At 71.9% G+C, this 15,514-nt stretch carries 12 protein-coding genes; 9 read left to right on the top strand and 3 right to left on the bottom strand.

The annotated features are described in order from the left end of the window. Positions 1-33 precede the first annotated feature (33 nt). From NR112_RS11480 to NR112_RS11460, 5 genes are all read left to right on the top strand, one after another. Positions 34-1,122, top strand: a complete 1,089-nt coding sequence (locus NR112_RS11480) for a 6-phosphofructokinase (protein WP_256794457.1) — start codon at positions 34-36, stop codon at positions 1,120-1,122. Positions 1,123-1,127: 5 nt separating this feature from the next. Next, complete coding sequence (locus NR112_RS11475; RefSeq protein WP_256794456.1) at positions 1,128-1,505, top strand: phage holin family protein; 378 nt, start codon at positions 1,128-1,130, stop codon at positions 1,503-1,505. Between the two features lie 156 nt (positions 1,506-1,661). Then, positions 1,662-2,858: an exonuclease SbcCD subunit D gene (locus tag NR112_RS11470; protein ID WP_256794455.1), complete on the top strand. Its 1,197-nt coding sequence runs from the start codon at positions 1,662-1,664 to the stop codon at positions 2,856-2,858. A gap of 1 nt (position 2,859) precedes the next feature. Continuing rightward, positions 2,860-5,853, top strand: coding sequence for an AAA family ATPase (locus tag NR112_RS11465; RefSeq protein WP_256794454.1), 2,994 nt, complete (start codon positions 2,860-2,862; stop codon positions 5,851-5,853). A 90-nt stretch (positions 5,854-5,943) separates the two neighbouring features. Continuing rightward, positions 5,944-6,324: a DUF1304 domain-containing protein gene (locus tag NR112_RS11460; protein WP_256794453.1), complete on the top strand. Its 381-nt coding sequence runs from the start codon at positions 5,944-5,946 to the stop codon at positions 6,322-6,324. Here NR112_RS11460 and NR112_RS11455 read toward each other — a convergent pair. Both NR112_RS11455 and paaN read right to left on the bottom strand, forming a co-directional pair. After that, positions 6,317-7,642 carry an MFS transporter gene (locus tag NR112_RS11455; RefSeq protein WP_256794452.1) on the bottom strand — a complete coding sequence of 442 codons (1,326 nt, stop codon included), beginning with the start codon at positions 7,640-7,642 and terminating at the stop codon, positions 6,317-6,319. The genes NR112_RS11460 and NR112_RS11455 overlap by 8 nt on opposite strands. 7 nt (positions 7,643-7,649) lie before the next feature. Continuing rightward, positions 7,650-9,374, bottom strand: a complete 1,725-nt coding sequence (gene paaN, locus NR112_RS11450) for a phenylacetic acid degradation protein PaaN (RefSeq protein WP_256794451.1) — start codon at positions 9,372-9,374, stop codon at positions 7,650-7,652. Between the two features lie 104 nt (positions 9,375-9,478). On the opposite strand from paaN, the gene NR112_RS11445 reads away from it, so the two are divergent. Both NR112_RS11445 and paaI read left to right on the top strand, forming a co-directional pair. Further along, a complete protein-coding gene (locus tag NR112_RS11445; protein WP_256794450.1) occupies positions 9,479-10,699 on the top strand; it encodes a 3-hydroxyacyl-CoA dehydrogenase NAD-binding domain-containing protein in 1,221 nt (406 codons plus the stop codon). Next, positions 10,696-11,148: a hydroxyphenylacetyl-CoA thioesterase PaaI gene (paaI, locus tag NR112_RS11440; RefSeq protein WP_256794449.1), complete on the top strand. Its 453-nt coding sequence runs from the start codon at positions 10,696-10,698 to the stop codon at positions 11,146-11,148. The genes NR112_RS11445 and paaI overlap by 4 nt, the downstream gene beginning before the upstream one ends. Before the next feature lie 133 nt (positions 11,149-11,281). Here the strand turns inward: paaI and NR112_RS11435 are convergent, their stop codons facing one another. Next, positions 11,282-12,910, bottom strand: a complete 1,629-nt coding sequence (locus NR112_RS11435; protein WP_256794448.1) for a DEAD/DEAH box helicase — start codon at positions 12,908-12,910, stop codon at positions 11,282-11,284. 391 nt (positions 12,911-13,301) lie between these two features. On the opposite strand from NR112_RS11435, the gene NR112_RS11430 reads away from it, so the two are divergent. Beyond that, positions 13,302-14,432, top strand: a complete 1,131-nt coding sequence (locus tag NR112_RS11430; RefSeq protein WP_256794447.1) for a ScyD/ScyE family protein — start codon at positions 13,302-13,304, stop codon at positions 14,430-14,432. A gap of 170 nt (positions 14,433-14,602) precedes the next feature. Then, on the top strand, positions 14,603-15,505 hold the full coding sequence (locus NR112_RS11425; RefSeq protein ID WP_256794446.1) for an ABC transporter substrate-binding protein: 903 nt from the start codon (positions 14,603-14,605) through the stop codon (positions 15,503-15,505). Positions 15,506-15,514: the final 9 nt, after the last annotated feature.

The raw sequence follows: 15,514 nt of genomic DNA, 5'->3' as shown, positions 1-15,514 counted from the left end.
CTTCTTCATGCCCAGCCTCACGAAAGTCAGATCATGCGCATCGGCATCCTCACCGGGGGCGGGGACTGTCCCGGCCTCAACGCCGTCATCCGGGGCGCTACCCGCGCCGCCGAGGTCACGTACGACAGCACCGTCATCGGCTTCCGCAACGCGTGGCGCGGGGTGATGGACAACGACTACGAGATCCTCGACGTCGACCGGTGCCGCGGCATCCTGCCCCTCGGTGGCACGATCCTCGGCACGAGCCGCGACCAGCCGTTCGCCCACGAGGACGGCCTCAAGCGCGTGCGCAAGGCCTACGACCGGCACGGGCTCGACGCCATCATCGGCATCGGCGGCGAGGGCTCCATGGGTGTCGTCAACCGCTTGCACGAGAACGGTTTTCCCGTCATCGGCGTGCCCAAGACGATCGACAACGACATCTCCCTCACGGAGATGACGTTCGGCTTCCAGACCGCCGTCCAGATCTGCACCGACGCCATCGACCGGCTGCACACGACCGCCGAGAGCCACCACCGCGTCCTCGTCGTCGAGGTCATGGGGCGGCACGTCGGCCACATCGCGATCTGGTCGGGCCTCGCCGGCGGCGCCGCGATCACGCTCGTGCCCGAGGAGCCCTTCGACGTCGACGAGGTGTGCGAGCGGATCGTCCACCGACATAAGAAGGGTCGCTTCGCGACGATCGTCGTCGTCGCCGAGGGCGCGCTGCCCAAGGCCGGCACGATGGACATCCCGGCGCCCGAGGTCGACAAGTACGGCCACCAGATCCTCGGCGGCATCGGCTCGATCCTCGCCCGCGAGATCCAGGGCCGCACCGGCATCGAGAGCCGGATGACCGCGCTCGGCCACATCCAGCGCGGCGGCTCGCCCGTCGCGTTCGACCGCGTCCTGGGCACCCGCTTCGGCGTGGCTGCGGTGGAGGCCGCGCTCGACGGCGCGTGGGGCCAGATGGTCGCCCTGCAGAAGGGCCGCATCGAGCGCGTGCCGCTCGCCGACGCCGTCGGCTCGCTGAAGATGGTCGAGCCGGACCTGCTGCGCCTCAATGCGATGTTCCAGCCGCGCATCCCCGGCGACGAGCACCCCGGGCTTCCCGCCGATGCGCCTGCGCCCGTGGAACACTGAGCCGCATGCTCCTCAACTTCGCGCTGCAGACGGTGATCAACGCCATCGCCCTGTGGATCGCCGCGTGGGCCATCCCCGGCATCACCTTCGGCGGCGGGACGACGGGTCAGGTCGTCTGGACCGTCGTTCTCGTGGCCCTGATCTTCGGCATCCTCAACACCTTCATCAAGCCCATCCTCAAGCTGATCTCGCTGCCGCTCATCATCCTGACGCTGGGGCTCTTCGTCTTCATCGTCAACGCCCTGATGCTCGAGCTGACGTCGTGGCTGGCCGGCAAGCTCGACCTGCCCTTCCACGTGGACCACTTCTTCTGGGACGCGGTCCTGGGCGGCCTCATCATCACCTTCGTGTCGATGCTGCTCAGCTTCATCAAGACCGACTGAGGCGGCACGGCCGAGAGCACGACCCCGTGAGCCCGCCCTCCACGTGGAGGGCGGGCTCACGCATTCCCGCGGGCGGCGCGACCGTTCGCCGAGGGCCGAGCGCGGCACCGGGGTGTCGGCTGGGAGGGTGTCGGCGCGGGGACCTACCGTCGTGGCATGCGGTTGCTCCACACCTCCGACTGGCACCTCGGGCGCACGCTCCACGGCGTGAACCTCCACGAGGCGCAGTCGGCCGTGCTCGAGCGCATCTGCGAGCTCGTCGAGGACCCGCCCGACGGCATCCCGATCGACGCGGTGCTCGTCGCGGGCGACGTCTACGACCGTGGGGTGCCGCCCGTCGAGTCGGTCCAGCTGTTCGAGTGGACGCTGTCCCGGCTCTCGGCCGTCACGACGGTCGTCGTCACGTCGGGCAACCACGACTCGGCGATCCGCCTCGGCTACGGGGCTGGTCTCTTCCGCGACAGCATCCGCATGGTCACCGACCTCGGCCAGCTCGACCTGCCGGTCCGGCTCGAGGGCAGCGACGGCGTGCAGGCCGTGGTCTACGGCATCCCCTACCTCGACCCCGACCACGCGCGCGTGGCGCTGGCAGGAGGTGGCGAGCCGCTCCCCCGGTCGCACCAGGCCGTCGTGGGGGCCGCGTGCGACCGCATCCGCGCCGATCTCGCCGACCGACCCGGGGTGCGGTCGGTCGTGCTGGCCCACGCGTTCGTGGCGGGGGCCGAGCCGAGCGACTCGGAGCGCTCGATCATGGTCGGCGGCGTCGACCGGGTGGCCGGCACCGTCTTCGCCGGCATCGACTACGCCGCGCTCGGGCACCTCCACGGGCCCCAGGCGCCGGAGTCCGCAGCCGGCTCGGTCGTGCGCTACTCGGGGTCGCCGCTGCGCTACTCCTTCTCCGAGCAGGACCACGAGAAGGTCGTGCTCCTCGTCGACCTCGACGCCTCCGGTCCGGCCCGGGTCACCCCGGTCGAGGTCGTGCAGCCGCGAGCCATGGCGACGCTGCGCGGTCGCCTCGACGAGCTGCTCGAGTCGCCGTCGCACGCCGGCGCCGAGCACGCGTGGGTGCGCGTCACCGTCACCGACCGGGTGCGCCCCGACTCGCTCATGGACCGCCTCAAGTCCCGCTTCCCGCACGCGCTGCAGGTCTTCCACGAGCCCGAGGGCGCGATCGACCGGGGCCGCGCCGGCACGACCGTCGTCAGTGAGCGCGATGCCCGCGAGCTCGGCTCCGACTTCATCGCCTACGTCACCAAGACCGAGGCGAGCGGCGGCGAGGTCGACGTCTTCGAGGCCGGCTTCGAGGCCGCGGTCCGGGCCCAGCACCGGGCCGAGGCGCAGGAGGTGGCGTGACGTGCAGCTGCACCACCTGTCGATGACGGCCATCGGGCCGTATGCCGGCACCGAGGTCATCGACTTCACCACCGTCGGGCGCGCCGGGCTCTTCCTGCTCGAGGGGCCCACCGGGTCGGGCAAGTCCACGATCATCGACGCCATCACGTTCGCGCTCTACGGCAAGGTCGCCCAGGCCTCGGCCGACGTGGAGCGCATCCACTCCCACCACGCCGACCCGCGCACCGTGCCGGTCGTCGTGCTCGTCTTCGAGACGCAGTCGGGGCTCTACCGCGTCCAGCGCACGCCTCGCTTCGAGCGCCCCAAGTCGCGCGGCGACGGCACGACGGTGCAGCAGCCGACGATCAAGCTCTGGCGCCTCCAGACACCCGACGACCTCGAGGGCGGCGAGCTGCTGTCGACCACCATCGGGGACTGCGACGACGAGATCACCCGGGCCGTCGGGCTCACCCGCGACCAGTTCGTGCAGACCGTGATCCTGCCCCAGGGCGAGTTCGCGACGTTCCTCCGCGCCCGGTCCGAGGACAAGGGCAAGCTCCTCGAGAAGGTCTTCGGCACCGCCTTCTTCCGCCGGGTCCAGGACGAGATCGTCGAGGCCGGGCGGGCCGCGCAGGCCGTTCGCCAGTCCGCGGTCGACGAGATCCGGCTCGCCGTGCACGCCCTGGCGGTGTCGGCCGGGCTCGAGACCGAGCGCCGCGACGAGCTCGAGGACCTGAGCCGCACGACACCGGAGGCCCTCGACGCCGAGCTGGCCCAGGTCGTCGACGAGCTGACGACGCGCGAGCGGCACGCGGGCAAGGCGAGCCGCGAGGCCATCGAGACGCACAAGCAGATGGCCGACATGGTCAGCGACGCCCGTCTGCGCATGCAGCGCCGTGAGCGACTCATCCAGCTCCAGCAGCAGGAGCACGACCTCGGCAAGCAGGCGGTGGTCTTCCAGCAGCTCGGCGAGGAGGTGGCCCGAGCACGCCAGGCCCGCCCGGTGGCCGGTGCCGTGCGCACCCTGGCTCAGTCCGAGGCGACGCTCAAGCGCGCAGAGGCAGCTCTGACGCAGGCCCGCGCCCGCGTCGACCCGGCACTACGCGACAGCGGACCGGCCGCCCTGCGCGAGGCCGCCGCCCGGGCCCGTGAGGTCGTCGGCTCCCTCACCGGTGCGATCGGGCTCGAGGGCGCACTCGCCGGCCGCATCGCAGAGCTGTCGCGGCTGCGCGAGGGGCTCGACGGCACGCGCCGGTCGGTGGCGTCGGTGGCGACCGAGCTCGAGGCCCTCCCCGGCACCATCGCCACGCACGAGGCGACGCTCACCGAGGCGCGCCGGCTGGCCGCGCTGCTCGACGGGCGCGTCGCCGAGGGCGAGCGGGCCAAGGCCCGGCTCGAGGCGTCCGTGGCCCACAGGGCTGCGGTGGCCCGCATGCCGCGAGCCGAGTCCGCCGCCACCGAGGCGCTGGGCACTGTGGCGGCAGCCGAGTCGTCGCTCGCAGGGCTGCGCCGGGCTCGCATCGACGGCATCGCCGGCGAGCTCGGGCTCTCGCTCGTCGACGGCGACGCGTGCCCGGTGTGCGGGTCCGTCGAGCACCCCTCTCCAGCCCACCCGACCCTCGACGCGGTCACTCCCGAGCAGATCGACGCCGAGGAGTCCCGGGTCGTCCGGCTGCGCGAGCAGGCCGCCACCGCAACGGAGGCGCTCGGGGCCCTCCGGTCCGAGGTCCGCGAGCTCGCGGCCCGGTGCGACGGGTTCGACGTGACCGAGGCCCGCGCCCGGGCCGAGGCGGCGGCGCGCGAGCTCGCGGCCTCGGTGCAGGCCAGCGCCGACGTCGAGGCGGGAGCGGCCAGGCTCGCCGAGCTCCGCGACCGCGTCGACACCCTCACGGCGCAGGCGGCGCGGCTCGGTGCGGAGTTCGCGCGCGGCGAACAGTCCGTCGTCGACCTCGACGGTCGCATCGCCGAGGAGACCGCCGTCGTCGAGCAGGCCCGCGACGGCCACCCCAGCGTCGCCGCGCGACGTGACGCCCTCGTCGCCGGCGCCGGCCGCATCGACACCCTCGTCGACGCTCTCGGGCAGCGTGACGTCGCCGCCTCGTCCGTCGCCGAGGACACCGCGGCGCGCGACGCCGACCTGGCACAGTTCGGCTTCGCCGACGTCACCGAGTGGATGGCGGCCGACCGGGGGGCCGAGTGGATCAATGCCAAGACGCAGGAGATCGCGGAGTTCGAGCGGGCCTGCACCCAGGTGCGCGCCGGCCTGACCGGGCCCGAGCTCGCCGACGTCCAGCTCGACGCCCTCTTCGACGACATCGAGCAGCTCGAGGCCCTGGCGGCGGCCGCGAAGAAGGACATGGAGGCCGCGAGCAACGAGCACGGGAGCCTCCGTGACCAGGTGACGCGCACGAAGCGACGGGTCACCGACATCCGAGAAGCCATGGCCCGCAACGCCGCGGTCATCGCCTCGACCGCCGACGCCGTGCGGGTCGGCCAGCTCGTCGCGGGCAGCGGCGACAACCAGCTGAACCTCGACCTCGCGAAGTACGTCCTCATCCGCCGCTTCACCGAGGTGCTGTCGGCGGCCAACACCGAGCTCGGCCGCTTCTCCGGCGGGCGCTACACGCTCGAGCACACCGACGCCAAGAAGGGCAACGCCAAGTCGGGGCTCGGGGTGCGCGTCCACGACATGCACACCAACCAGGTCCGCGAGGTCGGCACTCTCTCCGGAGGAGAGACCTTCTACGTCTCGCTGTCGCTCGCCCTCGCCCTGGCAGAGGTCGTGCGCGCCGAGTCGGGCGGCGTCGACCTCGGCACGCTCTTCGTCGATGAAGGCTTCGGCACCCTCGACCCCGACGTGCTCGACGACGTCATGCACACCCTCGAGGGTCTGCGCGAGGGAGGCCGCACCGTCGGCATCGTCAGCCACGTCACCGAGCTGAAGTCGCGGGTCGCCGACCGCATCGAGGTGCTCGTCAAGCCCGACCGCACGAGCACCCTGCGCATCACCGCCTGACCAGAGCCCGCCAGCCGCCCACCCCTCGTCGAGTGTCGCCGTGGGGCTGATGGGGCGGCGGGACTACTGGCCGGGCCCTACGATCCGAGCATGAGGATCGCCGCGAACGTGTTCGTCGGGTTGGCCGCACTGCTGCACTTCTTCATCTTCTGGATGGAGAGCGTCGGCTGGACCCGCCCCGAGGTGTGGAAGCGCTTCGGCGTCGCCGACCAGGCCGCTGCCGACGTGACCCGGCCGATGGCCTACAACCAGGGCTTCTACAACCTCTTCCTCGGCATCGGCGCCGCGCTGGGGCTCGTGCTCGGGTGGACCGACCACGACACTGCCGGCCGAACCCTCGCCCTCTTCTGCACGGGCTCGATGGTCGCCGCCGCGGCCGTGCTCGTCACCACCGGCAGCAGCTACCTGCGCGCCGCCCTGACCCAGGGCACGCTGCCGCTCATCGGCTTCGTGCTGACCCTGCTCACCTGACCTCGGCGGCGGTTGGCCGCACGCGGGCCGCGCCGACGACGAGGATGACGACACCGACCGCCGCCGAGCCGGACGCGAGCGCCGAGTAGCCGAGCGATCCGACGACGATGCCGGCCGCCACGCCTCCCCCGGCACCCGCGAGACCCATGATCACGTCGGCGAGTCCCTGGGTGGCTGGACGCTCGTCCGTCGTCACCACCGACGTGAGCAGGGTCGAGCCCGACACCAGCGTGCAGGACCACCCCACTCCGAGCAGGAAGAGGGCCACGAGCAGCAGGCCGGACCAGCCGGCCTGTGAGCGCGACGCGAGCAGCGACGCGACCGTGAGCACGACGCCCCCTGTCATGGCGACCGGCGGCGCGCCCCAGCGGTCCACGGCCGCCCCCACGAGCGGCGACAGGGCGAACATCCCGAGGATGTGCACCGAGATGACGAAGCCGATGACCTCGAGCTCGGCGTGCCCGTGCTTCATGTGGATCGGCGTCATGACCATGACGCTGACCATGACGAGGTGGCCGAGCGCCATGACGAGGATCGCCTGGAGAGCCCTCGGTTTCGACCGCACCACGGCGAGACCGCGACGCATCGAACCGTCGTGGTTCGGCACGTCGGCGATGCGGCCGGACGCCGGGTCGGCGACGACATCGGACGCGGCAGCCCGGCGCCCCTCCTCGCGGTGGGCGGCGTCGAGGGCACGGGCGGTGAGGAGCGGGTCGGGTCGCAGCAGCCGGTCGACGACGAGCCAGGCGCCCACGAAGCCGACGAGGGAGAAGACGAACGTCCCGGCCAGCTCGGGCAACCCGAGGCGGTGCGCGAGCGCCTGGCCCGGTCCGACGAGGTTCGGTCCGACCACCGAGCCGATCGTCGTGGCCCACACGACGATCGACAGGTCGCGCCCGCGGCGCGCCGGCTCCGCGAGGTCGGCGGCGGCATACCTCGCCTGGTTGTTGGCGGTCGTGCCGCCGCCGAAGAGGAACATGCCGACGACGAAGAGGGGGAACGAGCGCAGCACGGCGGCCACGAGCACGACCGCGGCCCCGACGAAGGCCACGGCCAGACCCCAGCGCAGTCCGACGCGGCGCCCCCGAGCGGCCGTCGCACGGGCGACGGGGATCGTCAGCAGCGCCGTGCCGAGCACCTGGGCTGTCGTGCCGACACCGGCGAGCGCCTCGGTGCCGCTGAGGTCCTCGGCGATCAGCGCGCCGACGGCGATGCCGCAGGCCATGCCGACGCCGCCGAGGATCTGCGACCCGACGAGTGTCCGGACCACCTTGCGCTGCAAGGTCGCCCGGTCGAGCTGAGCTGGCGCGAGAACCACGGGGAGCTCAGACGTGTCGGCGCGACGTGATGACGCGGAAGCGGTTCGCGACGAAGGCGGCGTCGGTGTAGGCGGAGTTCGCGGCCGGGTTGGCCCCGGTGCCGTGGAAGTCGGAGAAGGCCGCCGTCTGGTTGACGAAGATCTGCCCGGTCAGGTTCTCGGACAGGGCGACCCCGCCCTCGGCCGCCGCTTCGCGCGCCGCGTCCAGCACCGTGTCGCTCGTCGAGTAGACCGCGGCCGTCATCGCGCCGTGCTCGCGCACCGTGTCCGCGAGCTGCGCGAGCGACTGCTCCGTCGACGCCGTCCGGATGAGGTAGCCGACCGGCCCGAAGCACTCCTGCGTGTAGACGTCCTCTCGGGTGACGTCGACGGCGACGAGGCCCGGGGCGCGCACGACGGCGTCGGCCCACGTCGGGTGCGTGACGCGACGCGAGTCGAGCACGACGCGGCCGCCGGCGTCCTCGGCGATCGCGGTGAGCGAGTCGGCGTTGGAGCGGACCTGGTCGTTGACCGTGGCCCCGAGCAGCTCGACGGCCTTGGCGTCGTCACCGGTGAGGCGACCGACGGCCCCGGCGAGGCGCTCACCGAACTCGTCGAAGGACAGGTGCCCCTCGTCGGTGTCGACGCCGCCCTCCGGCACGTAGAGGTTCTGCGGCGCCGTGCACATCTGTCCCGAGTAGAGCGTGAGGCTGAAGGCGAGGTTGCCGAGCATCCCGCGCAGGTCGTCGGTGGAGTCCACGACGATCGAGTTGAGGCCGGCCTTCTCGGTGTAGACGAGCTTGCCGTGCGCGGCCGCCGACTCCTCGAGCCACGCCCCGAACGTCGGTCCGCCGGTGTAGTCGATGATCGCGACCTCGTCGCGCTCGGCGAGCGTCTTGGCCAGTCCCTGCCCGTCGGCCTCGGCGGCCAGCTGCACGAGGGCCGGGTCGAAGCCGGCCTCCGCGAGCACCGACCGCGCGATCTCGACCGAGATCGCGAGCGGCAGCACCGCCCGGGGGTGCGGCTTGACGACGACGGCGTTGCCCGTGACGAGGGAGGCGAAGATGCCGGGGTAGGCGTTCCACGTCGGGAAGGTGTTGCAGCCGATGACGAGAGCGACCCCGCGGGGCACGAGGCGGTAGTCCTTCTGCATCCGCGTCGGCGCCGGGTTGCCCTGACGGTCGCGGCCCGGCTTCTCCCAGACGACGGACGCGGGCACCCGCTCCTGCTCGACGAGCCCGGCCGCGATCGCCTCGATCGCCCGGTCCTGGGCGTGCGGGCCGCCGGCCTGGAACGACATGACGAAGGGTTGCCCCGACGTGTGCATGACGGCGTTCGCGATCTCGAAGCTGCGCTTGTTGATGCGGTCGACGATCTCGACGCACACCGCGGCGCGGGCCTGCGGTCCCGCATCGCGCCAGGCCGGCATGGCCGCGCGTGCCGCCGCGAGCCCGGCGTCGACGTCGAGCGCCGGGTAGGTGACCCCGAGCGTCGGCCCGTAGGGAGAGACCTCGCTCCCCACGAGGGTGCCGTCGGTCGGCTGGCTCGACAGGGCGGCATACGGCCCGTCCAGGTGGGCCTCGTGCGCGGCGAGCCCGTCGGCCGCGGCGGTCTCGCCGTAGACGCGAGGGCTGGGCGACTCGGGGTAGCGGGAGTACCAGCTGCGGCTCGCCAGGGCCTGACGGATCTCGTCGAGGACTCCCGCGTGGGCGTCGAGCAGGGGGTGGGTGGGCGTCGTTGCCGGTGCAGTCACGGGTCGATGCTAGTCCCGCTCCGGGCCTCGCCCGTATGCCGTCACGGACGGTCCGCGGCCGCCCGCCGCGCACCCGGGGTGGCCCACGCGGCAGGATGGCGGCCATGGACACGGACACGACCGAGGCCAGCACGGACCATCCCGACCAGTCCGCCTTCGGACCCGTCGGCGTCATCGGGGCGGGGGCCATGGGAGCCGGCATCGCCCAGGTCGCGGCCACCGCGGGACACGCGGTCACCCTCGTCGACTCGATGCCTGGCGCCGCGGCGGCCGCCGTCGACAGGATCGGCGTTGCCCTCAGGCGGCTCGTGGACAAGGGCCGCCTGTCCGACGACGACGCCTCTGCGGTGCTGGCACGCATCACTCCAGCCGCGTCGGTCGAGGAGCTGCCCGAGTGCGGGCTCGTCATCGAGGCCGTGCCCGAGGACCTCGACCTCAAGCGCCGGATCTTCGCCGACCTCGCCGACGTCCAGCCGTCGACCACGGTGCTCGCGACGAACACGTCGAGCATCGACATCGACGACATCGCCGCCGAGGTGGCCGATCCGGAGCGTGTGCTCGGACTGCACTTCTTCAACCCGCCCCCCGTCATGCGGCTCGTCGAGGTCGTGCACGGCGAGCGCACCGCGCGGGCCTTCGTCGAGCACGCCGTCGCGCTCATGGACGCCTGGGGCAAGACGCCGGTGCGGTGCAGCTCGACCCCGGGCTTCATCGTCAACCGCGTCGCGCGCCCCTTCTACGGCGAGGCGCAGCGCATCGTCGAGAGCGGCGTCGCCGACGCGGCCACGGTCGACTGGGCGCTCCGCGAGAGGGGCGGCTTCCCGATGGGGCCGCTCGAGCTCACCGACTTCATCGGGCAGGACGTCAACCTCGCCGTGGGCACGTCGGTGTGGGAGCAGACGGCACGTGACGAGCGCTACGCACCGACGGCCTACCAGCAGGGTCTCGTCGAGGCCGGCCGGCTCGGCCGCAAGACGGGCTCGGGGGTGTACGCGTATGCCGCCGACGGCTCGATCACCGACGCCGAGCCCGACGTCGAGCTCGCCGAGCGCCTCGTCGGTGGACCGGTCGCGACCGACCCGCTCGCTCGGACGCTCGCGATGCTCGTCAACGAGGCCGTCGACCTCGTCGCCCGCGGGGAGGCGAGCGTCGACGACGTCGACACGGCGATGCAGCTCGGCACGCGCTACCCGAAGGGGCCCATCGCGTGGGGCCGCGAGATCGGCTTCGACGTCGTCGCCCGGCAGATCACCGAGCTCGATCAGGCCTTTCCGGGTGGTCGCTACCGGCCGAGCCCGGCCCTGACCGACGGGAGCATGACGTGAGCGAGACCCAGCTGCCCCCAGGTGGCGGGGACGGTCACGACCTCGAGGCCGGGGTCGCCTTCGCCCGGCAGATGTGGGACGACGATGAAGCCTCGCGACGCCTCGGCATGGAGGCCGTCGTCGTCGAGCAGGACCACGCCGTCGTGCGGATGGCGATCCGCGACGACATGGTCAACGGCCACGCCATCTGCCACGGCGGCTACATCTTCACCCTGGCCGACTCGTGCTTCGCGCTCGCCTGCAACTCGCGGGGGCGCCTCACGGTGGCAGCCGGTGCCGACATCTCCTTCACCGCGCCCGGTCGGCTCGGTGACGTGCTCGCCGCCGAGGGTCACGTGCGCTCGGCGTTCGGGCGCAGCGGCATCACGGACGTGACGGTCAAACGGGAGTCGGACGGTCAGATCATCGCCGAGTTCCGCGGGCGCAGCCGCACCCTCGGTCGCGCCTGAACCCCCACCGTCGAAAGGCCACTTCTGGCCTGGTCCTCACCATCGAGAGGCCACGAGGGCCCGGCCAGATGTGGCCTGTCGATGGTGGAGGGGCGGCCAGAAGTGGCCTCTCGACGGTTGAAGGGTGGGCAGGTCAGCGGGAGCGGCGGCCACCGGCACGGGTGCCGGCCGAGAACGCCGCGGCGCTGCCGCCGCTGCTCGTCGAGTAGACGGTCGAGGAGCCACCGCGACGGCCGGAGCCGGCACCGGAGCCGGCGCCGTTGCCGGCGCCGCCCTGACGGCGACCTCCGGCCTGGCCCTCGCCCTGGCCACCGCGGCCACGACCGGCGCCGGCACCACGACCGCCGGAGCGACCGGCACCGCGGGCGCCGCCACCCTGCGCGTCGGAGCCCTGGTCGCCGCGACCACGGCCACGTCCACCCTCACTCGGACGCTCGGCTGCAGGGCGGCCGGAACCGGCCCCACGGCCACCGGCCGGGGCACCGCCGGTGCCGCGAGCGCGACCACGTCCGCGGCCGGAGCCGCCGGACGCCGAGTTCGAGCTCGAGCCCGAGCGGACCGGGGCGTCCTCGCGGACGAGACCGCCGGCATACGACCGGTCGCCGGGGGCGAGCTCGGTCAGGAGCGGGTGGCCGAGCTGGACGCGCGTCGTCGTCGGCTTGATGCCGGCCTTGCGGGTCAGGTCGCGCACGTCGCGCACCTGCTCGTCGAGCATCATCGTGACGACGATGCCGTCGTTGCCGGCGCGGGCGGTGCGGCCCGAGCGGTGCAGGTAGGCCTTGTGCTCGACCGGCGGGTCGGCGTGGATGACGAGCGCGACGTCGTCGACGTGGATGCCGCGAGCAGCGATGTCGGTCGCGACGAGCGTCTGCGCCCGGCCCGAGTGGAAGTCGTCCATGTTGCGCGTGCGGGCACCCTGGCTGAGGTTGCCGTGCAGCTCGACGGCCGGAACTCCCGAGGCGTTGAGCTGCTTGGCGAGCTTCTTGGCCCGGTGCTTGGTGCGCGTGAAGACGACCTTGCGGCCGGGGGCGGCCGTCAGGTCGAGGATGACCGGCAGGTGCGAGCCGTTGTCGACGTGGAGCACGTGATGGCTCATCGTCGAGACGGGCGACTGGGCCGAGTCGGCCTCGTGCGTCACCGGCTGGTGGAGGAACTTGTTGACGATGACGTTGATCGCGCCGTCGAGCGTCGCCGAGAAGAGGAGACGCTGGCCGTCGCGGGGCGTCTTCTCCATGATCCGGCGCACGCCGGGCAGGAACCCGAGGTCGGCCATGTGGTCGGCCTCGTCGAGGATCGTCACCTCGACGCTGTCGAGGATGACGTGACCCTGCTGCATGAGGTCCTCGAGGCGACCCGGGCAGGCGACGATGACGTCGACGCCGTTGCGCAGGCCCTGGACCTGGGGGTTCTGGCCGACGCCGCCGAAGATCGTCTGCGAGGTGAGTCCGAGCGCCTTGGCGAGCGGGGCCATGGCCGTGTCGATCTGCGTGACGAGCTCGCGGGTCGGGGCGAGGATCAGGGCGCGGGGGCGGCGGGCCAGGCGGCTCCGGCGCGACTGCGAAAGCCGGGTCAGCAGCGGCAGCAGGAAGGCGTACGTCTTGCCGGACCCAGTGCGGCCACGGCCGAGGACGTCGCGTCCGGCGAGGGAGTCGGGCAGCGTCGCAGCCTGGATGGGCGTAGGGGTGGTGATGCCGAGACCGTCGAGGATCGTGACGAGGTCGGCGGGCACGCCGAGAACGGCGAAGTTCGTGTCAGTGGACACAGGTGGGCACTCCAAAAAGTGGAAACGGTCGTTCTGCCCGGCGCGAAGGCCTCAACGGTGAGGTGTCGCGGCGCAAGAGCGAATCGACGGGGCCGGCGACACTCCGCCAGGCCAAGAAGAAGCGGCCCGAGGCAGAACTGGGCGGGCCACTCTTACCCATGCTACCCGACTCACGGTGGGTGCCTGGACGGGGCTGCCCCGGGGCCGACCCACCCGGGACCGCAGAATCTTCTACGCCTTCCGGACAGTTGCCCCAAACGGCCGCGGCAAAGAGTCGAAACCTGTGACGGGCGACGCCGTCTTTTTCTACCGTCGGAACCACGACGTCGTTGGGACGCCGCGAGAGCGCACCACCACTCGCGCTCTCAAGGACTGATAGGGGAAACACCACATGACGATCACCATCCGTGCCATCACTGCTGCCGTCGCCGCGTGCACGACAGCCACCGCGCTCGCCGCCGCCACGGCGTCCAGCGCCTCTGCCCATCAGTCAGACGACCATGGCCACGCACCACGCGTGCTCAACAGCACCGTCATCGCGCCCTTCGGCATGGCGGTATCAGGGCAGGACGTCTGGTACACCGACGGATTCGTCGGCACCGTCAACAAGATCTCGAGGGGGACCAGTCAGGTCGTCACGCGCGGACCGCAGTCCGAGGTCGCCGGCATCGACGTCATCCGTGGGGGCAGGACCTATGCCTTCACGTCGTCGAACGACGACCACAGCGCCACCACCCTGACGATCCGCAGCGAGGGCCGCCCCGATGTCGTGGCCGACCTCAGCGGGTACGAGGCGAGCGCGAACCCGGACGCCCACGCGACCTACGGGGTCGTCTCGGGCGGGACCTACTGCGCGCCGGGGGAGCTCGACACGTTCTTCCAGAACGCCTTCCAGCTCCCCGCGACCTATACGGGACAGGTCGATTCGCACCCGTATGCCGTCACCTACCTGGGTGACGGGTCGTGGGCCGTCGCAGACGCGGGCGGCAACGACATCCTCCGGGTCGACCGTCACGGTCACGTGTCGACGATCGCGGTCCTGCCACCGCAGCCTGTCACGCTGTCCGCATCGCAGGTCGCCACGCTGGGCGCCCCGTCCTGCCTCGCCGGGGCGACGTACAACTTCGAGCCGGTCCCGACCGACGTCGAACGAGGCACGGACGGCAGGCTCTGGGTGACGACGCTGCCCGGCGGTCCCGAGGACCCGAGCCTGGGAGCCCGGGGTTCCGTGTACACCGTCAACCCCTGGAAGCACTCGTCCAAGCGCGTGGCGACCGGCTTCCTCGGGGCGACGAACCTCGCGCTGGGGCACGACGGCGCCGTCTACGTCGCCGAGCTCTTCGCCGGCAAGGTCACGAAGCTCAAGCACGGTCGGACGTCGACCGTCGTCTCGACCGACCGCCCACTCTCGGTCGAGGTCAAGGGAGGCTCTCTCTACGTCGGCACCCTCGCCGACATCACGTTCGGGCCAACCGGTCCGGTGGTCAACGCTCCTGGCAGCATCACCCGCTACCGACTCTGAGACCGGGGAACGCCCCGGGCCGACGTGCCCGGGGCGTTCCTGTGGGACCGCTAACGGTTCGGCCGCATCCGTGGGCACCCGCACCGAAAGATGGCAGGATCGGCCAATCAGCCGGCGCACCGTTGCGCCCGCACCTGAATGACCGTGTTCGCCCCGGAAGGACCATCTTGATGCGTCGCATGTCCCTCATCGCCGTCACCGGCTTCGTCGCCGCCGGCCTCACGCTCTCCGCCTGTGGGTCGAACTCGCTGTCCGGCTCACCGGGCGCGGGCAACACCCCCGCCGGGACGTCCGCCGGGGGTGGCGTCGACCAGGCCCTCGCGGCCAAGGTCCCCGCCAAGATCAAGTCCGCGGGCAAGATCGTCATCGGCACCGACCCGACCTACGCCCCCAACGAGATGCTCGCGGGGGACGGCAAGACCGTCGAGGGCTTCGACGTCGACGTCTTCAACGCCGTGGCGGCCAAGCTCGGCCTCAAGACCGAGTGGGTCCCCGCCGGCTTCGACTCGATCATCCTCGGCGTCACGGGCGGCAAGTACGACGTCGGCGTCTCGAGCTTCACCATCAACCCCGACCGCAAGAAGCAGGTCAACATGGTGAGCTACTACAAGGCGGGCACCCAGTGGGTCGTCGCCAAGGGCAACCCCAAGGGCATCAACATCGACGACGCCTGCGGCAAGAACATCGGCGCCCAGAAGGGCACGGTCCAGCTCGACGACCTGACCGCCCGCAGCAAGAAGTGCACCGACGCCGGCAAGCCGGCCATCAACCAGATCGTCCAGGAGGGCCAGGACCAGGTCACGGCCGACGTCGTCAGCGGCAAGACCGACGCGATGCTCGCCGACTCCCCCGTGGGTCTCTACGCAGTCAAGCAGACCGGTCAGCTCGACGCGCTCGGCGACATCTACGACTCGGCTCCCTACGGCTACGTGGTGCCCAAGGACCAGACCGACTTCGCCAACCTCCTCGTCGAGGCGCTCAAGGCCACGCAGAAGGACGGCAGCTACGAGGCGGCCCTCAAGAAGTACTCCGTCGAGGCCGGCGCGATCAGCGACTTCGCCCTCAACCCGTGAGTGATCGGG

The organism is Terrabacter sp. Ter38 (genome assembly GCF_024519435.1).
Lineage (GTDB): Bacteria > Actinomycetota > Actinomycetes > Actinomycetales > Dermatophilaceae > Terrabacter.
Note: the sequence above shows the minus strand (reverse complement) of the source record. Positions and strands in the feature narration are given on the sequence as shown.